This window comes from Stenotrophomonas sp. WED208, assembly GCF_040984485.1.
Lineage (GTDB): Bacteria > Pseudomonadota > Gammaproteobacteria > Xanthomonadales > Xanthomonadaceae > Stenotrophomonas > Stenotrophomonas riyadhensis.
This window is the reverse complement of the sequence record NZ_JAZARB010000001.1, coordinates 4169695-4190384: the sequence shown is the minus strand read 5'-3', so window position 1 is coordinate 4190384 and position 20690 is coordinate 4169695. Positions and strand designations below refer to the sequence as shown.

At 67.3% G+C, this 20690-nt stretch carries 20 protein-coding genes; 11 read left to right on the top strand and 9 right to left on the bottom strand.

The window, feature by feature from the left end:
- Positions 1 to 218 precede the first annotated feature (218 nt).
- Both VPH47_RS19125 and VPH47_RS19120 read left to right on the top strand, forming a co-directional pair.
- The gene (locus VPH47_RS19125) at positions 219 to 1031 is read left to right on the top strand and encodes an alpha/beta fold hydrolase (RefSeq protein WP_368851502.1); all 813 of its coding nucleotides are present in this window, start codon (positions 219 to 221) and stop codon (positions 1029 to 1031) included.
- Positions 1032 to 1071: 40 nt separating this feature from the next.
- Positions 1072 to 1215, top strand: coding sequence for a hypothetical protein (locus tag VPH47_RS19120; protein WP_162621973.1), 144 nt, complete (start codon positions 1072 to 1074; stop codon positions 1213 to 1215).
- Between the two features lie 122 nt (positions 1216 to 1337).
- Here the strand turns inward: VPH47_RS19120 and VPH47_RS19115 are convergent, their stop codons facing one another.
- Positions 1338 to 2018, bottom strand: a complete 681-nt coding sequence (locus tag VPH47_RS19115; protein ID WP_368851501.1) for a hypothetical protein — start codon at positions 2016 to 2018, stop codon at positions 1338 to 1340.
- A 132-nt stretch (positions 2019 to 2150) separates the two neighbouring features.
- Between VPH47_RS19115 and VPH47_RS19110 the strand changes: the two genes are divergently transcribed.
- Together VPH47_RS19110 and VPH47_RS19105 are read left to right on the top strand one after the other, a co-directional pair.
- Positions 2151 to 2810 carry a hypothetical protein gene (locus VPH47_RS19110; RefSeq protein ID WP_368851500.1) on the top strand — a complete coding sequence of 220 codons (660 nt, stop codon included), beginning with the start codon at positions 2151 to 2153 and terminating at the stop codon, positions 2808 to 2810.
- Positions 2811 to 2916: 106 nt separating this feature from the next.
- Positions 2917 to 3885, top strand: coding sequence for a polysaccharide deacetylase family protein (locus VPH47_RS19105; protein ID WP_368851499.1), 969 nt, complete (start codon positions 2917 to 2919; stop codon positions 3883 to 3885).
- A 3-nt stretch (positions 3886 to 3888) separates the two neighbouring features.
- Here the strand turns inward: VPH47_RS19105 and VPH47_RS19100 are convergent, their stop codons facing one another.
- Together VPH47_RS19100 and VPH47_RS19095 are read right to left on the bottom strand one after the other, a co-directional pair.
- Positions 3889 to 4731 (bottom strand): MnmC family methyltransferase, encoded by an 843-nt coding sequence (locus tag VPH47_RS19100; RefSeq protein ID WP_368851498.1) that lies wholly within the window; start codon positions 4729 to 4731, stop codon positions 3889 to 3891.
- Positions 4732 to 4914: 183 nt separating this feature from the next.
- On the bottom strand, positions 4915 to 5334 hold the full coding sequence (locus VPH47_RS19095) for a hypothetical protein (RefSeq protein ID WP_368851497.1): 420 nt from the start codon (positions 5332 to 5334) through the stop codon (positions 4915 to 4917).
- A 90-nt stretch (positions 5335 to 5424) separates the two neighbouring features.
- Between VPH47_RS19095 and VPH47_RS19090 the strand changes: the two genes are divergently transcribed.
- Complete coding sequence (locus VPH47_RS19090; protein ID WP_087921363.1) at positions 5425 to 5709, top strand: hypothetical protein; 285 nt, start codon at positions 5425 to 5427, stop codon at positions 5707 to 5709.
- Between the two features lie 88 nt (positions 5710 to 5797).
- Here the strand turns inward: VPH47_RS19090 and dmeF are convergent, their stop codons facing one another.
- Positions 5798 to 6772: a CDF family Co(II)/Ni(II) efflux transporter DmeF gene (gene dmeF / locus VPH47_RS19085; protein ID WP_180847738.1), complete on the bottom strand. Its 975-nt coding sequence runs from the start codon at positions 6770 to 6772 to the stop codon at positions 5798 to 5800.
- A gap of 50 nt (positions 6773 to 6822) precedes the next feature.
- Here dmeF and VPH47_RS19080 point away from each other — a divergent pair, with 50 nt between their 5' ends.
- Entirely contained in the window at positions 6823 to 7107 is a 285-nt protein-coding gene (locus tag VPH47_RS19080) for a metal-sensing transcriptional repressor (RefSeq protein ID WP_110710900.1), read from the top strand.
- Positions 7108 to 7231: 124 nt separating this feature from the next.
- Here the strand turns inward: VPH47_RS19080 and VPH47_RS19075 are convergent, their stop codons facing one another.
- On the bottom strand, positions 7232 to 7603 hold the full coding sequence (locus tag VPH47_RS19075) for a MerC domain-containing protein (protein WP_110710901.1): 372 nt from the start codon (positions 7601 to 7603) through the stop codon (positions 7232 to 7234).
- Positions 7604 to 7672: 69 nt separating this feature from the next.
- Here VPH47_RS19075 and VPH47_RS19070 point away from each other — a divergent pair, with 69 nt between their 5' ends.
- Complete coding sequence (locus tag VPH47_RS19070) at positions 7673 to 8998, top strand: GTP-binding protein (protein WP_368851496.1); 1326 nt, start codon at positions 7673 to 7675, stop codon at positions 8996 to 8998.
- Positions 8999 to 9076: 78 nt separating this feature from the next.
- Here the strand turns inward: VPH47_RS19070 and VPH47_RS19065 are convergent, their stop codons facing one another.
- Both VPH47_RS19065 and VPH47_RS19060 read right to left on the bottom strand, forming a co-directional pair.
- Positions 9077 to 10684: an ATP-binding cassette domain-containing protein gene (locus VPH47_RS19065; protein ID WP_368851495.1), complete on the bottom strand. Its 1608-nt coding sequence runs from the start codon at positions 10682 to 10684 to the stop codon at positions 9077 to 9079.
- A gap of 225 nt (positions 10685 to 10909) precedes the next feature.
- Positions 10910 to 11809 carry a LysR family transcriptional regulator gene (locus tag VPH47_RS19060; protein ID WP_368851494.1) on the bottom strand — a complete coding sequence of 300 codons (900 nt, stop codon included), beginning with the start codon at positions 11807 to 11809 and terminating at the stop codon, positions 10910 to 10912.
- 228 nt (positions 11810 to 12037) lie between these two features.
- Here VPH47_RS19060 and VPH47_RS19055 point away from each other — a divergent pair, with 228 nt between their 5' ends.
- Both VPH47_RS19055 and VPH47_RS19050 read left to right on the top strand, forming a co-directional pair.
- Positions 12038 to 13216 (top strand): serine hydrolase domain-containing protein, encoded by a 1179-nt coding sequence (locus VPH47_RS19055; protein ID WP_368851493.1) that lies wholly within the window; start codon positions 12038 to 12040, stop codon positions 13214 to 13216.
- Positions 13213 to 14397, top strand: coding sequence for an MFS transporter (locus tag VPH47_RS19050; RefSeq protein WP_368851492.1), 1185 nt, complete (start codon positions 13213 to 13215; stop codon positions 14395 to 14397). The genes VPH47_RS19055 and VPH47_RS19050 overlap by 4 nt, the downstream gene beginning before the upstream one ends.
- A 324-nt stretch (positions 14398 to 14721) precedes the next feature.
- Here the strand turns inward: VPH47_RS19050 and VPH47_RS19045 are convergent, their stop codons facing one another.
- A complete protein-coding gene (locus VPH47_RS19045) occupies positions 14722 to 16338 on the bottom strand; it encodes an EAL domain-containing protein (protein WP_368851491.1) in 1617 nt (538 codons plus the stop codon).
- Positions 16339 to 16567: 229 nt separating this feature from the next.
- Here VPH47_RS19045 and cycA point away from each other — a divergent pair, with 229 nt between their 5' ends.
- Together cycA and VPH47_RS19035 are read left to right on the top strand one after the other, a co-directional pair.
- Positions 16568 to 17941, top strand: a complete 1374-nt coding sequence (gene cycA, locus VPH47_RS19040) for a D-serine/D-alanine/glycine transporter (RefSeq protein ID WP_368851490.1) — start codon at positions 16568 to 16570, stop codon at positions 17939 to 17941.
- 279 nt (positions 17942 to 18220) lie between these two features.
- On the top strand, positions 18221 to 18997 hold the full coding sequence (locus VPH47_RS19035) for a lytic transglycosylase domain-containing protein (RefSeq protein ID WP_180848209.1): 777 nt from the start codon (positions 18221 to 18223) through the stop codon (positions 18995 to 18997).
- Between the two features lie 97 nt (positions 18998 to 19094).
- Here VPH47_RS19035 and VPH47_RS19030 read toward each other — a convergent pair whose 3' ends face one another.
- Positions 19095 to 20615, bottom strand: coding sequence for a hypothetical protein (locus tag VPH47_RS19030; RefSeq protein ID WP_368851488.1), 1521 nt, complete (start codon positions 20613 to 20615; stop codon positions 19095 to 19097).
- Between the last annotated feature and the right edge of the window lie 75 nt (positions 20616 to 20690).

Here is a 20690-nt window from a genome sequence, read left to right as displayed (position 1 = left end):
CGAATCTCCCGGAAGTGGTCCGCGCAGGCTGGCACGGTCCACCGCACTCTGCCGCCGTGTTGCGACGAAACCGGCGCTGGACGCGATGGAGCGGGGATTTGGCGGTGCGGTCCACCCTTCAGCCTGTGCACGCCATGTCATAGCGCGCCTCGATTCCCTCACGGGCACCATAGGGCCGGGGTCCTAGCCTGCAACCCTGCCCTTCCACAGGAGCCCCCATGCCCACTTCCCGCATCCGCCTGCACGTTGAAGACACCGGCGGCGATGGCCGCCCGGTGATTCTGATCCATGGCTGGCCGCTGTCGGCCGATGCCTGGAAACCGCAGGTGTCGATCCTGCGCGATGCCCAGCATCGGGTCATCAGCTACGACCGCCGTGGCTTCGGGCGTTCCGACAAGCCTGCCGACGGCTACGACTACGACACGCTGGCGGCGGACCTGGCCGCGCTGATCGAGGAGCGCGACCTATGCAACGTGACCCTGGTCGGCTTCTCGATGGGCGGCGGTGAAGTGGCGCGCTACGTGGCCAACCACGGCCAGGACCGCCTGCACAGCGTGGTGTTCGCCGCCGCAGTTCCTCCCTGCCTGCTGCGTGGCGACAACAACCCGGAAGGTCCGCTGACCCAGGAAAAGGCCGATGAAATGCGCGGTGGCCTGGAGCAGGACCGCGAGGCCTTCTTCGATGGCTTCACCCGCGATTTCTTCAGCGCCGATGGCAAGTTGATGGTGACCGAAGATCAGCGCCAGGCGGCAATCGCGCTGTGCCACCAGTCCGACCAGACGGCTGCACTGGGCTGCATGCAGGCCTTCGCTACGACTGACTTCCGCGATGATCTGAAGAAGATCACCGTGCCGACGCTGATCCTGCACGGCGACAGTGATGCCATCGTGCCGTTCGAAGGCTCGGGCCAGCGCACGCACCAGGCCATCGCGGGAAGCGAGGTCGTCATCCTGGAAGGTGCGCCACATGGCTGCAACACCAGCCATGCCGATCACTTCAATCTGGCATTGCTGAACTTCCTGAAGAAATAATCCTGCGGCCATGCGCGCACCCCGAACACCCCCCTGGAAAATGCCCAACCCCAAGGGCCAGAAATCGCAGCCGCTGTCGCCGGCGCAGAAAGACGCCGCACGGCAGCGGGCGGAGGAGAACGGCCGTCCGTACCCCAATCTGGTCGACAACATGTGGGCGGCGAAGCTGCCGCGTAAGTCCTGATCTATCGAGGCCGAGCGTGGGCCAGTGCTATCTGCAGAGTCGAGCCATGCTTGACTCCGTCATGACGGCCATCCACGCGTGGCGTGGATCCACTGCAACCGCCGCCGAGCCTAGGCTCGGCTCTATCGTTCGGTCAGGGGCGTCCAGCCCGATTCCAGCCAAGGTGAGATCTGGCTCTGGCGAACGGTGATTGCCTCCCTCGGAACCCCCGCCAGGCGCGCGAGCTCCGCATGCAGTCGCTCGGCATCCACCGGCACGGCCGAGGCAATCTGCAGCCGATCAGCCTGGTGCCTCACCTGCACGGGCAGCGTGGCGCGTGCGGTGTGCTCGCCGCCGGTTCGCCCGATGGGGTAGCGCATGGCCACCGGCCGCGACAGCTGTGCGAGCACAGGCTGCCACGCCTGCAGCACGGCGGCCTGCGCGGTGGCGGGAACCTGTGCTTCCGCAATCGTGGACGGATAGCCGGAGATGCTCTCGACCATCACCTGGAAGCGTGCGCCATCGGGCACGACGAGGGCGGCAGCAATCAGTGCGCACAAAGCAATGATCGCTGCGGCGAAGTTCCAGCTGCGCGGGGCGGTTGCGGGCAGGGTTGCAGTACGCAGCCCTGGCTTGCGCCGCAGCTTGCGTTCGTAGATGCGTCGATCCTTCTTGCGTGGGCTGCTGCTGTGTTCCGGCAGATTCAAGGGGACGCGCGGAAGGCGGGCGACGCGGGCCTTGATCAGGCGCGACAGCAGCATCCAGGCGAGCACGAAGATCAGCAACGGGAACAGCGTTCGCACCAGCAGATACATCGTCACCATTCCATTGCTCCATCACATGCCTGTTCGTCCCTCAGGACATCCTACCGGGACGGACCAGAAGTTGTCGCATACGCCCGCCGACAATCCGGAAGCGCTTGGTTAGGATGGACCCTTGTTGTCATGGATGAACCGATGGCCTCTACTGCTTCACGTTTCTGCCGCATCTGTGGGCCCGGGCCCATCCTGCTGGTACTGCAGATACTGGTCGTGCTGGCGGTGGCGATGGCGGTCGGCTTGTTCCACTACAGGGTGGACCTGTTGCTGGAACCAGTGGGCGAGGCCTGTGGGGGCCCGGATCCGGTGGCACGCATGCAGGTGGCTGAGCAGTTGATGGCACGTTCCAATGCGCTGCAGGGCTGGTACCCGCTGCATCTGATTCCAGTGGTCGGCGTTGGGCTGGCATTGCTGGGGGCGATGGCGATCTGCGCCTATCGCCTGCGTCGCGCGTCGGGGCGCCTGCGGCAGGCCAGCTGGGGGCTGCTGGCATTGCATGGCCTGGCCCTGGCGTTGTCACTCAGGGCGCTGCACTTGTACGAGAGTGCCTGGCTGAGCGTGGCAACGCTGTCTCCGGCAGCATGCCTGGTGGATCTTGCCGCAGACGGCAGGATGCCACTGGCCCAGGCGCAGCACGTAGTGTTCGACATCCTCACCCGCGAGCACGCGCCGCTGCTGCGCAATCCTGATGATCTGGCGATGGTGCTGGCGGCATTGCTGCTGGTGGCCATGGTGGCGGGAGTGATGCTGTGGCGGGCGATCGTGCGTGAGCGCCGGGCGGGATCATCGGCCCCATAGGGGGAATTGTGCTGTACGCGCACTGCATCGCCAGCTGGGCCCTGAGCCGGCTGCGCATCCGCAATCGCGCTACAGTTCACGCCTCGCCCCCTGCAAGGAAGTGCTGATGCGTTGGTTGCTGCGGACTGTGCCGTTGCTGCTGTGCTCGTTGGCGGTACACGCCGCCGAGGTGGACCGCCGGATTGCGGTGACCATCGATGACCTGCCGTGGGCGCGGGTGGACGAGATCGTGCCGCCGGACCTGCAGGCGCGCCATGAGGCACTGATGGCCCAGTTGCGGCAGGCGGGTGTACCGGTGGTGGGTTTCGTCAACGAGAACAAGCTGGAGATCGATGGGCAGGTGCAGCCGGCGCGGGTGCAGATGCTGCGCGACTGGCTGGACGCCGGCTATGTGCTGGGCAACCACACGTACTCGCACATGGATCTGAATGCCAAGGGCGTTGCGGCCTTCCAGCAGGATTTCCTGCGCGGCGAAACGGTGCTGCGGCCCTTGCTGGCCGAGCGCGGACTGAAGCCGCAGTGGATGCGCCATCCCTATCTGCGTGCTGGCCGCACGGCGGAAGAACGTGCGGAGATGGATGTGTTCTTCAAGGCACACGGCTACCGCGTGGCTCCGGTGACGGTCGACAACGGTGAGTGGGTGTGGGCGTTCGCCTATGCAAACGTGATGAACGAGCAGCCTGATTCGCCCGAGCGCGAAGCGACGCTGGCACAGCTGCGCAAGGGCTATGTGCCGTACATGCTGAACAAGCTGGATTACTACGAGAAGCAGTCGCAGGCGCTGCTGGGCTATGCGCTGCCACAGGTGTGGCTGATGCACGCCAATGAGCTCAACGCGGCCACGTTCGCCGAACTGGTGGCGGCGGCCAAGCGCCGGGGCTATCGCTTCGTGTCACTGGACGAGGCGATGCATGACCCTGCCTATGCGCGTGGTGCCGAAGGCTACAGCGGCCGCTATGGCCCCAGCTGGCTGCACCGCTGGGCAATGGCGGAGAAGAAGCCCAAGGACTTCTACGCGGGTGAGCCGGTGGTGCCGGCGTGGGTGATGAAGCTGGCCAAGGTGGATTCGGAGTGAGGCTCAGCGCTTGACGGCCAGCACACCATCAAGCGCCAGTTCTGCCTTGAAGCCGGCCTTTTCCAGACGCTTGGCCACTTCGCGCGGGACATCGCGCCCGCTGGTCAGCTTGTTCGGCGCACCGGTGTAGTGGAACAGGCGACCGCCCTTGCGGATGACGCGGGCGAGGTGGTCGTAGAACACCTGGGAGTACAGTTCGCCGGCGATGCCGAAGCGCGGCGGGTCGTGCAGGATCGCGTCGACACTGTTGCTGGCCACCTGTTCGATCTGCTGCGAGACGTCACCGTGGCTGAACTGCAGGCGGCCACCGGCGGCAGCCGAGTCTGGATCCGGCGACCACGGATTGAGCGTACGCAGCCACATCACGTCGGCGTTCTTCTCGAACGAACGGATCTGGCCGACACCGGCCTCCAGCGCGCACGCGGCGAAGTAGCCCAGGCCGCCGCAGGTATCGAGGATGACCTTGCCTGCCGGGGCAACCAGCTCGACCTTGCGGCGCGCATCCTCGAACGGTGACAGCTTGGAGGTCGGCAGCATCTTGATGCCGTCGATCTCGAAGGTCGGTGCACCCCATTCGGTCGGCACCAGCTTGATCAACGAGCCGCTGTAGCGCGAGATCGGTGCGAAGTCCTCGCCGTCCCAGTAGTACAGCGTGCGGTCCTTCAGCTTGCCCGGCCACGGGTAGAGCTGGCCACGGAAGTGGAAGCCGTCGGCGTTCAGGGCCATGGTGTCCTGGCTCCGGCCCAGGTCGAGCGAGCCCTGCCATTCAGCAGCGCCCTTGTCATGGGCACGGCGCAGGGTGTCAGCGCTGTCGCGGGTCAGCAGGGGGCCGGTGTAATGGGGCACGGCGGGTACCGGGGCGGTTCGGGGGAGGGCATGGTACCGCAGCTGTTGTAGCGCCAAGCCGATGTCACAGTAGATCCACGCCATGCGTGGATGCAGGCAGGGCGGAGTCGAGCATGGTTCGACTCTACTGTTCATCTCTACTGTTCATCGCGCCATTGCCGGCTTGGCGTACTGCGCGTTCACTCAATCGCACTTCACCGCATATACCGGCCCAGCGCCGATCAGCATCAGCGCCATGTAGTCACTATCACTGGCCTTGCCCTTCAGCGTCGCGCCCTTGTTGAAGTGAAAGATGCCGAAGCCGCCGGCCATGCGGATCAGGGCGCTGTCGATCTGATCGGCATCATCGCGGAAGTAGCGGCTGATCTCGCTGCGGGTGGCCTTGTGCAGGGCATTCGGCTCGCGCTGCCATTGGTCGCCGCGGCTGAAGGAAACGTAGTACTGGCCACCTTCCTTTTCGACGCGGAAGTCGGCCGGTTTGCGCGCGCTGGTGGCGAAGCAGCCTTGCAAGGGGTCGGCGGAGAAGGGAAGCCCGGCGTCACCGCTGCAGGCGGTGATCAGCAGCAGGAGGGCACCGGGCAGCAGCAGGCGGAGCGTGCGCATGGGATGTCCCTACGGGGCAGGTGCGGCTAGTGTAGGCACTACGCGGGCGTGGCCCGTACAGGAATTCGGCAAGAACACAGGGGTTTTCGGATGGCGCAGGGCAAGGCACCGTGGTGCGGCGTGGCCAGTTGGCTGGGGATCGCTGTGGGGTGGGGGGCAGGCACGTTGGCAGCGCAGGCAGCGGTGGCTGCAGGTGGCAACGGTATGGCCGCAGGGCTGGGCGTGGGCGTGCTGGGCGCGGCGCTGGTGGGCGGAGGCCTGGCGGTGGCCTCGCGCGTGCGCGGCGAGCGCTGGCCGTGGATCGGCATTGCTGGTGCAGTGCTGAGCGCGCTGCCGCTGCTGATGTACCTGCTGCGGATGATGTTGAAGTTGTAGCGGTAGAGCCGGCCGCTGGCCGGCACCTGCAGGTTGCGTGCGGCGTTCATGGGGTTGCCGGCCAGCGGCCGGCACTACCCGGCGCGGGTCACGCGCTGCGGTGGATCTCCACCGTCACGTGCACCAGCTCTTCATGGATGGCCAGCGCGTTGCGCACGGTATCGGCATCCAGGCTGGCGTCGCTGGTGACCACGCTGGCGCTGACCGCGTACTTGCCGCGGCCGACCTGCCAGACGTGCAGGTCGGCCAGGCGTGCCGGCCACGGGCCCTGCTCGATCACTTCGCGGACTTCGGCCACCACCGGCGCGTCCATCTGCGCGTCGAGCAGGATGCGGCCGCTGTCGCGCAGCAGGCCGATTGCCCAGACCGTGACCAGTACGGCGCCGACCAGGCCCATCACCGGGTCCAGCCAGGTCAGCCCCAACAGCTTGCCGCCGAGCAGTGCGACGATGGCCAGCACCGAGGTGGCGGCGTCGGCGAGCACGTGCACGTAGGCCGAGCGAAGGTTGAGGTCGTGACCATGCGCATGGCCGTGATCGTGGTGATCGTGATCATGCGCGTGGTCATGGTCGTGCCCATGCCCATGATGGTGATGCGCGTGGCCAGGGCTGTCGTGCAGCCACCAGGCACACAGCAGGTTCACGCCCAGGCCCACCGCAGCGATGACGATGGCTTCGTTGTAGTGAATGGGGGCGGGCACCCACAGCCGTTCCAGCGATTGCACGGCCATCAGCGCGGCGACGCCGAGCAGGGCGATGGCGCTGGTATAGCCGGCCAGGATCTCGATCTTCCAGGTGCCGAAGGCGAAGCGCGGGTCGTGCGCGTAGCGGCGTGCGCAGCGGTAGGCGAAGACCGAAAGGCCCAGCGCCAGTGCGTGCGAACTCATGTGCCAGCCGTCGGCGAGCACGGCCATGGAGTTGAACCACCAGCCGCCGACGATCTCCACCAGCATCATGCTGACGGTGAGCCACAGGGCGCGGCGGGTGTTGCGTTCGGCCAGCGGGTTGCCGTCGTCGAAGTGGTGTTCGTGACGACGGGCGGCGGCGAGGGCGTCCAGGTGCATGTGGAGACCAGAGGGTGGAAGGATACCCCCATAGGGTATACGATCCACTCATGGCCCATGTACACAAGCATCGAAAGCAGCTGCTGACCCGGGTACGCCGGATCGGCGGCCAGGTGGCGGCGTTGGAGCAGGCGCTGGACACGCCCGAGGGGGAGGCAGGCGACTGCGCGGACGTGCTGGTGCAGGTTGCCGCGGTGCGCGGTGCCGCCCACAGCCTGCTGATGGAGCTGCTGCACGAGCATCTGCAGGAGCACGTGGTCGGCGCTGAAGACCCGCAGCAGCGGGCGGCGGAGGCCGAGGTACTGGTGGAGCTGCTGCGCCGCTACGGCAAGTAGGCCGGTAGTGCCGGCCGCTGGCCGGCACCTGCAGGTTGGGTCCGAAGCTCATGCAGTTGCCGGCCAGCGGCCGGCACTACCGGGTATGTCCGGCGTTCATGGGGATGCCGGCCAGCGGCAAGCACTACCCGTGCCGGTGCCGTGCGTTCCAGACATGCGTGGCGGCCAGCAGCAGGCTGCCGGTGACGGTCATCGGCGTTTCCCAGTCGTGCGAGGGCAGCGCCAGCGCGCCGGCCAGCAGCAGACCGAGCCCGGCGCCGGCAGTGGCCCAGGCCAGTACGGGCAGCGGGTGACGGCGCTCGGCGCGCCATAGTGCGTAGCCGGTCAGCGGCAGGGCGATGGCCACGAACAGCAGGTGCACCCATTCCGCCTCGGCCCAGGTGCCGAACAGCGGCAGTGCGGCGGCAAGCAGGGGCAGCGCCAGGCAGTGCAGCAGGCACAGGCTGGACAGGGCGACCGCGCCGGCATCGAGCAGGGCGGCAGAAGGCGACTTCATCGGGGGAGATTCCTTGCGCAACAATTGTTATACAGTAACATTTCCGTTCCGCAGCCAACCCGCTCCGACATGAACACTGTTTCCCGCGCCGACCGTCGCCTTCCGGTCACCGTGCTGTCCGGCTTCCTGGGGGCCGGCAAGACCACCCTGCTCAACCAGATCCTGCGCAACCGCGAGGGCCTGCGCGTGGCGGTCATCGTCAACGACATGAGCGAGGTCAACATCGATGCGCAGCTGGTGCGCGAAGGTGGCGCCGAACTGCGCCGCACCGAAGAGACGCTGGTGGAGTTCAGCAACGGCTGCATCTGCTGCACGCTGCGCGACGACCTGCTGCAGGAAGTACGGCGGCTGGCCGATGCCGGTCGCTATGACTACCTGCTGATCGAATCGACCGGCATCGGCGAACCGATGCCGGTGGCAGCCACCTTCGCAGTGCGCGACGAGCACGGCTTCAGCCTGAGTGACATCGCGCGGCTGGACACGATGGTGACGGTGGTCGACGGCAGCGCGTTCCTTGCCGACTTCGGCTCGACCCTGCGCCTGGCCGAACGTGGCCAGCAGGCCGGCCCGGATGACGACCGCGGCGTGGTTGATCTGCTGTGCGAGCAGGTGGAGTTCGCCGATGTGATCGTGGTCAGCAAGATCGACCAGGTGGATGACGAAGTACTGCAGGACACGCTGGCGGTGCTGCGCGGGTTGAACCGTGATGCGAAGCTGCTGCTGTCCAGTTTTGGCGACGTGCCGTTGCCCGAGCTGCTGGATACCGGCCGCTTCGATATGGAACGTGCACAACGCGCGCCGGGTTGGGTGAAGGAGCTGCGGGGTGAGCACACGCCGGAAACCGAGGAGTACGGCATCGGCAGCTTCGTCTACCGTTCGCGGCGTCCGTTCCACCCCGCGCGCTTTGCTCGCGCGCTGCAGTCGGGCATGCCCGGCGTGATCCGCAGCAAGGGCTGGTTCTGGTTGGCCAATCGGATGGACTGGGTGGGCGAGCTGAACACCGTGGGTGCAGCGACGCGCACGCAGGCGGCGGGCTTCTGGTACGCAGCGCGTGACCGCGTGCGGGCCGGGCTGGAAGACACCACGCCGCTGTTGCCGCCGACGCCGCTGCCCTACAGCGACCTCGGTTGGGCACGGCAGCAGGCCGACTGCTGGAGTGCGCCGCTGCCGGGGCTGGAGGAATTCCCGGACAGGGCCGCGCATTCGGCGATGCAGCGGCTGTGGCACCCGCTGTGGGGGGATCGGCGCCAGGAGCTGGTGGTGATCGGCGTGCACATGGACGAGCGCGCGGTGCGCGCGGAACTGGATGCGTGCCTGCTCAACGACCAGGAGCTGCGTGCGGGACCCTTGTTGTGGCAGCAGTTGCCGCAGTCGTTCCCGACGTGGAAGCGTTGACGGTGCATTGAGGATCCATGGGTTGCCGGCCAGCGGCCGGCACTACCCGCCATGCATCCATCCACGCATGGCGTGGATCTACAAGGCATCGCGCCACTGCCAGCCATCGGCGCCTACCTGCAACACCTGCGTCGGCTGCAACGCCTGCAGCAGATGCAGGTCGTGGCTGACCATCATCAGGGCACCCGGCCATGCCGCCAGCAGTTCTTCCAATGCCTGCAATGCGCTCAGGTCCAGTGCATTGCCAGGCTCGTCCAGCAGCAACAGCTGCGGCGCGGGATCGGCGTACAACACGCTGGCCAGTGCGCCTTTCACCCGTTCGCCATCGCTGAGGCTGCTGGCGGGGCGCTGGATGCGCTGTGCGTCCAGACCCAACAGGGCCAGGCGGGTGCGCAGCTCCCCGGGGTCGGCACTCGGGTTGGCGGCCTGCACGCTGTCGAGGATGCTGCATTCGCCGGACAGCCCCAGCAGCTGCTGGTCGAGCAGCGCCAGCGGTGCGTGACGCTGCACGGTCCCATCACGCGCGGACAATTGGCCTGCCAGCACCCGCAGCAGGGTCGACTTGCCGCTGCCGTTGTCACCCACCACGGCAATGCGCTGGCCGCGACGGACATCCAGCTGCAATGGAGCATCGCAGCCATGCGGCAGCACCAAGGCCTCGGCCTGCAGCAGGCGCGTGCTGCCACGTTCCCCCGCACCGGCAAACAGCGCCAGTTCCGGCGCGGTGTGAACCGCCGAGGCCGCAGCGCGCAGCTGATCGGCGCTGGCCTGCAGGCGCTCGGCCTGTACCTGCTGTGCGCGGCCGTGACTGGCTTCGGCGCGCTGCTTCTGCCGGCCGAGCAGGATCGGTGCCTGGTTGGCCTGCTTCGCATCGCGGTTGCCGCGTGCCTGGCGCTGCTGCTGGCGTTCGTGCTGTTCGCGCGCGCTGCGTTGCTGTTGCCGGTGCTGGGCGCGCGCATGGTCGAGCTGCGTGGCAGCCGCGTCACGTTCGGCGGTCCGCGTGTCGGCGTAGTGCTGCCACGGTCCACCATAGCGACGCAGTCCGCGCGCATCGAGCTCGACGATCTGCTGCATGTGCCCCAGCAGTTCGCGATCATGACTGATCGCCAGCAGGCCACCGCGCCACTGCTGCAATTGCTCGTACAGCTGTTGGCGATGGCGTGCGTCGAGGTGGTTGCTGGGTTCGTCCAGGATCAACCAATCAGCACCGCTGGCCCAGGCGCCGGACAAGGCGACCTGCATCGCTTGGCCGCCGCTGAGGCGCGCGGCCGGCTGGGCGGGATCGAGGTCGTCGGGAAGCTGCAGTGCCCGCCATTGCTGCTGCAGGCGTTCGCGCAGATCCCAGCGGTCGCCGACGCAGGCGAAGTCGGTCTCGTCCACGCTGCCGGCTTCGATGCGTTGCAGCGCGGCCAGTTCCGCGCCGACGCCGGCCAGTTCACCGACCGTGCCGGCGGGTGGATAACCGGGCGTCGGCAACAGGAACACGCGGCCACTGCCGCGAACCTGGCCGTTGTCGGGCAGCAACCGGCCGGCCAGCAGGCGTGCGAGCACGCTCTTGCCGGCGCCGTTGGCACCGACCAGGCCGGTAGCGACCGGTTCGAAGGAAAACGTCAGATCGGAAAACAGCGGACGGCCGTCGGCCAATCGATACGACACGCGATCGAGCGTGAGGGAATGCGGGGTCATGCGACCTCCATGGATGCCGGGTTCTCCCCTGCGCGCAGGGGCGGGAAGAGTCAGGCCGTCTGGTGGGAAGACGGCGGCATCAATGGCGCATTGGTCGCGAGCCTCTGGGAGGAATGAGGGGGCAGTATAGCGGGGCTGGCTGAATGGTTTGATGGCGCGACTCTACAAAGGCATCCACGCATGGCGTGGATCTACTGTGGGCCGGGCATGGTGTGGATCGATGGCCTAGGGCACGGTTTCCAGGCGTGCGCTGACGAAGTCGATGAACACGCGCAGTTTCGGCAGTACGTGGCGGCCCGAGGGCCACAGCAGGTGGAAGATGCCGCAGGAATGCACGTGCTCGTCCAGCACGGTGACCAGGCGGCCATCGGCCAGTGCATCGCGTACCGAGTGCACTGGCACGAAGGCCAGGCCGATGTCACGCAGGGCCAATGCCACGCGCGCTTCGATGGTGTTGGCCACCATGTGCACCGGCAGCTCCTGCGGGGTTTCGTCATCGGGCCAGTGGATCGGCCATAGCTCCAGCTTGCCGGTGCTGGGGAAGCGATAGTGCAGCAGCGTGTGCTGCATCAGTTCGGCCGGCGTGCGGGGAACGCCGCGCCGCTGCAGGTAGGCCGGCGAGGCGACGATGCGGCGTGGGAAGACCCCCAGGCGCCTGGCGTTCATGCGTGAGTCGCTGGGCTCGCCGACGCGCAGCACGGCATCGAAACCTTCCTCGATGACATCGACCAGCCGATCGCTGAAATCCAGATCCAGGCGGATGTCCGGGTACGCGGCCATGAACTCGGCCATCAACGGCAGGGTCAGGTCGCCGACCAGGGGCAGGCTGATACGTAGCGTGCCACGTGGGGAGGCATGTGGCTGTGCCAGCTCGGTACGCGCGGCATCACGCTCGTCGAGGATGCGCCGGCAGCGTGCCAGGAACAGCTGCCCCTCGGCGGTGAGGGTGATGCTGCGTGTGCTGCGATGGAACAGGCGCACGCCCAGTGCGTGCTCCAGCCGCGCCACGCACTTGCCGGCGGCCGAGGCGGAAACGCCCTGCAGGCGCCCGGTCTCGACGAAGCTGCGGGTATCTGCGGCGTGCACGAAGGTCTGCAGATTGGCGAGGTTGTCGAGGACTGACATGGGTATGCGGGCAATGAAAGCGGCAGGGTAGGTCGGCGCGGCTGTAGCGGGTGGCTCCGCCATCGCAACACTGTGGTGCGGGGTGGCGCGGGGATCGTTGCGGCCTTGCAGTTCCGGCCATCATGCCGATTGCGGACTGCACGGTCCATGATGCCCGGAGCGGCAACCGGCTTTTTGCGTGCTGGCGTGCTGCCTAACGTGGCGGGCCTCTCCCCACGGATCACCGCGATGAACGCTGCCCTTTCCCTTGAACCCACGCCGACCCTGCCGTCGGTGCAGCGGCTGCTGCAGCAGGTCCACCCGCAGCGCCTGGTCGGTGCGGTGGTGCTGGTACGCGAGTACGGTGTGCTGCGTCATGCCAGCGCCAGCGGCCTGGCCGATCGCGAGTCGGCCACGCCGATGCAGCGCGACCAGCTGTTCCGGCTGGCATCGGTAAGCAAGCCGCTGCTGACCACGGTGATCCTGCGCCTGGTGGCCGAGGGCGTGCTCGACCTCGACGCGCCGGTGCAGCGCTGGCTGCCGGATTTCCACCCGGCACTGGCCGATGGCAGCACGCCAGCGATCAGCCTGCGCCAACTGCTCAGCCACAGCAGCGGACTGGGTTACCGCTTTCTGGAAGCCGACGCCGACGGCCCGTATGCGCGCGCCGGTGTCAGTGACGGCATGGATGCCAATCCCGTGAGCCTGGCGGACAACGTGCAGCGTGTTGCCCAGGCACCGCTGTTGTTCGTCCCCGGCAGCCAATGGATGTATTCGTTGGGCGTTGACGTGGCCGGTGCGGTGGCCGAAGCCGCGACCGGTGAAACGCTGCAGGCGTTGTTCGCACGCCTGTTGGCCACGCCGCTGGGCCTGCGCGATACCGCGTTTGCCATCGACGATGCTGCGCGGCTGGCCACGCCCTATGTCACCGACATGCCGCAGCCGCATCGCCTGCAGGAGGGCGAGGTGGTCGCGCCGTTCGAGGGGACGGTGGGTATCGACTACAGTCCCGCGCGTGCCACCGACGCCAGCCGTTTTGCTTCTGCGGGTGCGGGCCTGGTCGGCACGGCCGATGAGGTGATGACCGTGCTGGAAGCACTGCGCGACGTGCAGGCATCGGGCCTGTTGCCGGTCGCGCTTGCTGCGCAGATGGGCACCCCGCAGGTGGGCGAGCAGGGACCGCCGGAACCGCCCGGCTGGGGCTTCGGCCTGGGTTTTGCGGTGCTGCGCGATGCGGCTGCCAGTGGCACCCCGCAGCGCGAAGGCACGTGGCGCTGGGGAGGTGCCTATGGCCACAGCTGGTTCGTCGACCCGTCGCGCGGGCTGAGCGTGGTGGCACTGACCAATACCCTGTACGAAGGCATGGATGGTGCCTTCGTCGACGAACTGCGTGATGCGGTCTATGCCGATCTGGAGGCCGTGCGATGAGCGGCCATGCCATCGATGCGGCCAGCCCGGCCGGTGAGGCCACGCGCCTGCCGTGGGCAGGCCTGCTGGCGCTGGCCGGCGGCGGCTTCATCACCCTGCTGACCGAGACCCTGCCGGTCGGTGTGCTGCGGCCGATGGGTGAAAGTCTCGGCGTGAGCGACGCCGCGGTGGGCCAGCTGGTCAGCGTGTATGCGCTGGGTTCGGTGATGGCCGCGTTGCCGATGACCGCGCTGACCCAGCGCCTGCCACGACGCCCGTTGCTGCTCGCTGCGATCGCTGGCTTCGTGGTGGTCAATACGTTGACCGCACTGAGCAGCAGCTATCCGCTGATTCTTGCCGCGCGCTTCCTGGCGGGCGTGAGTGGTGGCCTGCTGTGGTCGCTGGTGGCGGGGTACGCAGCACGCATGGTGGTGCCCTCGCTGCAGGGCAGGGCGATTGCAGTAGCGATGGTCGGTTCGCCGCTGGCGTTGTCGCTGGGCGTGCCGGCCGGTACGTTGCTGGGCCAGCAGATCGGCTGGCGCTGGGCGTTTGCGCTGATGAGCGTGCTGGGCGTGGGCCTGCTGGCGTACGCGCGCTGGGCACTGCCGGCGCTGCCAGCAGCCGGTGCCGGTCAACGTACGTCGCTGGGTACGGTCTGGCGCATGCCCGGCGTGCGCAGCGCGCTGCTGGTGATGGTGTTGTACGTGCTGGCGCACAACGTGCTCTACACCTACATCGAACCGTTGGCGGTGGAGGCGGGTGCCGGCCCGTGGCTGGACCGCCTGCTGCTGGCCTTCGGCGTGGCAGCCATCGCTGGCATCGGCATCGCAGGCTGGGGCGTGGATCGTCATCTGCGCACGCTGGTGTGGGCGGCCGTGATCGGTTTCGTCCTGCCGGTGCTGACGCTGCTGCTGTGGCCAGGACAGGCCACACCGCTGCTGCTGGCGACGATCCTGTGGGGCGTGGCCTTCGGGTCGGTCGCGACCCTGTTCCAGACCGCGCTCGCACGCCGTGCCGGTGCCGCCGCAGACCTGGCGCAGTCGATGCTGGTGACCGGCTGGAACCTGGCCATTGCCGCCGGTGGCGTAGCGGGCGGTGTGCTGCTGCAGGCCAGCGGCCCGAGCCACCTGGGCTGGCTGCCGTTGCTGCTGCTGGCGGTGACCGTGGTCTGGCTGCTGGCACGGCCGAAGGCCTGGGCGTAGGCGCAGACCAGACGCTACGGAGGTGCCGGCCAGCGGCCGGCACTACCGTGGTCCACGCCATCCACGCATGGCGTGGATCTACCGAGCGCAGCGACCCGCGTTTGCTTTTGCTTTTGCTTTCTTCTGTTGATTCCGTGGTGGGACGCCGCCGCAATGTGTCCGTGGCCGGGTGGGTGGGTTGCGCAGGGGCGTGAGCCGCATGGATGCGGCGACCGAGCTTACATGGACGTACTTGCAGCGCCCCCTGCGCGACCCATCCACCCGGCCCCAACTGATGGATCCACTGGGCGCGACCCACCACGAGGGGCTCTGCCGTTGGCCGTCCTACTCGATCCCCTCACGCTCGATCGGCACGCTGCGCGGATTCTGCATGTGCTCCCGCGCCGCACCGTATCGCTGCTGCCGCTTGTGATGGAACGCCACGAACTCATCACGGGGCAGCGGCCGCGAAAACAGCCAGCCCTGCCCGAACTCCACGTGCCGGCTGTGCAGGTAGGCCAGCTGCGCCTCGGTCTCCACGCCCTCGGCGACCACCCACAGGCCCAGTTCCTTGGCCATGTCGATGATGTGCGGGGTCACCGGGCTGGTCGCGCTCTCGGTGCCGATCGCATCGATGAACGATTTGTCGATCTTCAGCGCATCCAGCGGCAGCTGTTCCAGGTACTGCAGGCTGGAGAAGCCCACGCCGAAATCGTCGATGGCCACGCTGTGACCGGCACGGCGTGCCTGCGCCAGCATCGTGCGGGCGCGGTCCAGGTCGAGGAAGCCGCGCTCGGTGGCCTCCATCCAGATCTGCTGCGGCAGGATGCCGCTGCCGGCCATGTGCTTGGAGATCATCTTCAAGGCACGGCCGCTGCTGATGTCCTCGGCGGCAAGGTTGATCGCGATGTGCGCGCTGCGGTCGGCCACCAGCAGTTCGCGCATGTCGCGCACCACGTTCTCGATCACCAGGTCGGTCACTGCCGCGATCATGCCGGCCTCTTCGGCCAGTGGAATGAACAGGTCCGGCCGCACCTGGGTACCGTCCGGACGCTGCCAGCGGATCAGGGCCTCGGCACCAACGCAGATGCCGGTGTCCAGTTCGATGATCGGCTGGTAATGCAGGTACAGCTCGCGGCGACGGATGGCGGTGGCCAGCTCGCCACGCAGCGACAGGCGCCGCCGCGACAGCCAGATCACCAGGCCGGCGCCGGCGGCCGCCAGCAGGAGGCCCAGCGGCACGAACAGCCAGGCCTGCTGGCGGAAGGTGGCGGCCAGCGCAGTGCGTGGCGTGGTGGCGATCGCCAGCCATTCCTCGTTGCGGGCGGTGGCGTAGAGCGTGTTCTGGTCCAGCCCTTCGCCGGGATTGCGCAGCAGGGCCTCCAGCAGTGCCGGGTCCATGCCGTCCTGCTTGGCCAGCAGGCGCCCATCCGGGCTGGCCAGCGCCAGGCGCACATGCGGATCCACGATGACATCGACGAAGCGGCGCGGATCTACCAGCACGTCGTAGGAACCGTACAGGATCGACAGTACCTGGCGACGGCCGCTGGCTTCGGGACGCACGTCCACCGCAATGCCGGCGCCGTCACTGGTCACGTGGTCGGCCTTGGGCTGGTTCACGTCGGAGCGGAACGGGCCCCACGAGGTGCAGCGCAGCTTGCCGCCTTCGAAGTAACCCATCTGGTCGGCCGACGGCGTGGTCATCACCAGCGTCTGCATGCGCCGGATGTGTTCGTCGTCGCAGCCCGAGGTGGTGCTGGCCTCGGCCGATTTCAGCGCAGCCAGCGCCTCGTGGTAGGACAGGTCGGAACGGCGCAGGGTGCGCAGGGCGATGTCGTGCAGCCGTTGCTGTTCGACATTGATCGTGCGGTCCCAGGTGGCGTAGGCCATCACCGCGATCGGCAGCGCCGCCGCCAGCAGCGCCAGTGCGGTGCCGCCGATGATCACGCGCAGCCGACTCATGGCCGGAGCTCCAGCGGGGCGGGCAGGGCAGGAGGCATGGGCGGGGCCGGTCCTTGGGCAGATGCGGCTATCTGAGCATGGCGCCAGGCCGGGTGGAATGGGACGAATCAGGTATTGGGTCACATTGTGATGAAAGCGGCCAGGTTTGACGTGATCGGGCCGTCCGGCGCTGGCGCTCCGGGCCGTAGAGGACTACCGTCGGACGCTTCGCCCGCCCTTTCCCGCGCCCATGACCGAGCCCGCAACGCCTCCCGAGCACCTGCGCCGCAGCCTGTCCAACCGCCACCTGCAGCTGATCGCCATCGGCGGTGCCATCGGTACCGGCCTGTTCATGGGGTCGGGCAAGACCATCAGCCTGGCGGGCCCGTCCATCGTCTTCGTCTACCTGATCATCGGCGCGATGCTGTTCTTCGTGATGCGCGCGATGGGCGAGCTGTTGCTGTCCAACCTGCAGTACAAGTCGTTCATCGATTTCTCCACCGACCTGCTCGGCCCGTGGGCCGGGTTCTTCTGTGGATGGACGTACTGGTTCTGCTGGATCGTCACCGCCATTGCCGATGTGATCGCGATCGCCGCCTACGCGCAGTTCTGGTTCCCTGGGCTGGACGCATGGATACCGGCATTGGCCTGCGTACTGTTGTTGCTGGCGCTGAACCTGGTGACGGTGAAGCTGTTCGGTGAAATGGAATTCTGGTTCGCGCTGATCAAGATCGTGGCGATCTGTGCGCTGATCATCACCGGTGCCGGGCTGGTGGCGTGGGGCTTCACTTCGCCCAGCGGCCACACCGCATCGCTGTCGAACCTGTGGAATGACGGTGGCATGTTCCCGATGGGGCTGGTCGGCTTCTTCGCGGGTTTCCAGATTGCGGTGTTCGCCTTCGTCGGCATCGAGCTGGTCGGCACCACGGCCGCCGAAACTGCTGATCCGGAACGCAACCTGCCGAAGGCGATCAACTCGATCCCGGTGCGCATCATCATCTTCTACGTGCTGGCGCTGATCGCGATCATGGCCGTCACTCCATGGCGCCAGGTGGTGCCGGACAAGAGCCCGTTCGTGCAGCTGTTCGTGCTGGCCGGCATTCCTGCCGCCGCAAGCCTGATCAACTTCGTGGTGCTGACCTCGGCCACGTCCTCGGCCAACAGCGGCATCTTCTCCACCAGCCGCATGCTGTACGGCCTGGCCGAAGAGGGCCACGCACCGCGCGGGCTGTCGCGCCTGTCGCGCGCGGCAGTGCCGGCCCGTGGCCTGTTGTTCTCCTGCCTGTGCCTGCTGGGCGGCACCCTGCTGATCTACCTGATCCCGAACCTGGTGACCGCCTTCACCCTGGTGACGACGCTGGCCACCGTGCTCTTCATCTTCGTCTGGTCGTTGATCCTGGTGGCCTACATGGTCTATCGCCGCCGCTACCCGGAACGCCATGCGGCATCGATCTTCAAGATGCCCGGCGGCGTCGCCATGTGCTGGGCCTGCCTGGTGTTCTTCGTCGGCGTGCTGGTGCTGCTGAGCGTGCAGGGCGACACCCGCCAGGCGTTGATCGCCAGCCCGGTGTGGTTCGTGCTGCTGGGCGTGGGGTATTGGGTGCGGCGGAGGACCGCGAAGTAACCCGGCGTCTTCGTTCCATTGATTGATCCAGAGATCTTTCTGGAGTGGGGTCAGAGCCCGTTGCTCAGCAACGGGATCCGACCCCGGCAGGTCGCGGGATATTGTCGAAGGCGGGGTGGGTCCGGTTGTGGGAGTGTCCGCCTCCTCGCAGGAAATCGGTCGTTGCCGTTGCTGTTGAGGTTGCCGGCCAGCGGCCGGCACTACCGCGGGTGCAGGGCGCAGCCCTGCCGACCCCCATTCACCCAGCATTAGCGGGCGTGGCCGGATGATCCGCCCGCCATGTCCCGCCACCCCTTCCTGCTCGCGCTGTTGCTGCTGCCCAGCCTGTGGCCCGGGTTGGCTGCAGCGCGCACCGTCTATCGCTGCGTGCAGGGCAACACCGTCAGCCTGGCCACCGCACCGGAGCCGGGCTCGCGCTGTACCGCGAAGGAGATCGACGACAACGCCATCCAGACCCCGAACCTGTGGGGCAACATGGGTGTTTTCAGTGGCGTGCTGTACGAACGCGAGCAGGACGGTGTGCTGGTCTACTCCACCCGCAACCTGCCCGGCTCGAAAGTGTTCCTGAAGTTCACCATGGCCACGCCGCCGGGGGAACCGGCACACGAAGGCCTGGGCAAGGTCGGCACGCCGCAGTTGGCACAGCATGCCAAGCAGTTCAAGGCCGCCGCCAAGGCCACCGGCGTGGATGATGCGTGGCTGCGCGCGATCGCCCATGCCGAAAGCAATTTCGATGCGCTGGCGGTATCGACCAAGGGCGCACAGGGCGTGATGCAGCTGATGCCGGATACCGCGCAGGAATACGGTGTGAGCGATCCGTTCTCACCGCAGCAGTCGATCGATGGCGGCGCCCGCTACATGCGGGCGCTGCTGCGTCGCTATAACGGCGACCGGCCGCTGGCCGCTGCCGCCTACAACGCCGGCATCGGCGCGGTGACCCGCTACAAGGGCGTGCCGCCCTATGCCGAAACCCTGGCCTATGTGGACAAGGTGATGGCGCTGTACGCGCGCTACCGTGAAGCGATGGGCATCCGTACCGAGGTGCCGGCGCGCTAGGCAAACGGTGCTGCCCGCACGTGGCGTTGTAGAGCCGAGCCCATGCTCGGCTGTTGCACCTCAGCCGAGCATGGCTCGGCTCTACATGAGAGCTTGCTCAGCGCGAGGTCGAGCTGCCGACCAGTTCGTAGCGTTCGATGCGGCCCATGCGGGCGACCTCGGCCTGCACGTCGGCGCGCTGCTTCAGCGCACGCCAGGCAGCATCGATCTTCACGTCACCCGGCAGCGACGGATAGGTGCGCATGTCCTGCAGGCTGGCCAGCGCGTCGTCGCGATCAAGGGGTGAACGCAGCTGTTCGATCAGCACTGCGGCGGCGCCGTCCAGGTTGCCTTCGTCCAGCAGCATCTCGCGATGGAACAGGCGCGCGTTGTCGCGCTCGGCAAGGATGGCGTCGCGCGCGACGTCCATCGCCTTGCTGTCGCCCCGCTCGCGAGCGGCGGCGAACTGTACCAGCGCCTGTGCGGCCCTGCCGTAGCCCGCCAGGCCCTGGATGCCGTTCACCGCCTGCGCGGCATCCTGCATGCGGCCCAGTGAAGTGAACACGAAGCCAAGATTCAGCTGGTGCTCGATGCCATCCGGACCGAGCGCACCGATGCGGGCGGCCTGCTGCGCTGCGGCCAGGGCATCGTCGATGCGGCCCAGGCGGCGCAATGCGGTGATCCGGCTGTTGAGCAGCCATGCCACCCACTCGGCTTCCTCCGCCGAAGGAGATTCGCCCTCTGCGGCCGCACGCGCCATGCCATCGGTCAACGCCAGCACTTCCTCGTTGCGGTCCAGCATCAGCAGCGTGCTGCTGAACTGCGCCATGCGCGCATCCAGCTTGCGATCCAGCAGGCCGGATACACGCAGTGCGTCCAGATGCTTCTGCGCAGCCTGCACGGGATCAAAGCGTGGATCGGCACGATCGACATAGGGATCGAAGCGCTTGTCACTGCGCAGCCGGATGATTTCGGCCGGGCTGTCGATGCGGGCCAGGGTGGCCGGCACGTCCTTGCCACGGCCGTTGTCGACCTGCAGCGTTGCCAGCACCAGCCACATCGCCGTCGGTTCCAGGCCGCCGCTCTTCCAGCCATTGTGGAACAGGGCCTGCAGCAGTTCCATGCGCTGCTGCGGTTGCTCGCGCAGGCGGTATTGCAGATAGTTGATGGTCTGGTGCTCAAGCGGCAGCGGCGCGTCGGCATGCGTCAGTGCCTGCACCAGAAGCCTGGTGGCGGGAGCGGGCTTGTTCTCGGACAGCTCCAGCGACATCAGGGTCAGCAGGATCTGCGCATCGTCCGGCAGTGCTTCCTGCGCGCGCTGCAGGTAGCGACGGGCCTGGTCCGGCTTCTTCTGCACCATCGCGGTCCAGCCGGCCACCTGCGCGGCGCGGCCGCGATGTTCAGCATCGAAGTCATCCAGCATCGGATCTTCCATCAGCCGTTCCATCGCCATCAGTGCGCCCAGCGTGTTGCCACTGCGCGACTGTTGGATCGCCTCATCCCATCGCGTGGCATAGGCCTGGTGCATCGCATCGGCGGTGACGGACGGCTTCTGTGGCGCCACCGTGATCGAGGCGGAGGCCGGCGTGCTGGCCAGTGCAGCCACCAGCAGGGCGGCGAGGGGGAAGACGCGGGGCATGGAGGATCTCCATCCGTGGGAAGAGCATTGAACCCGCTGTAGCCAACGAGAACAAGCGCGACGCATGGAACTCTG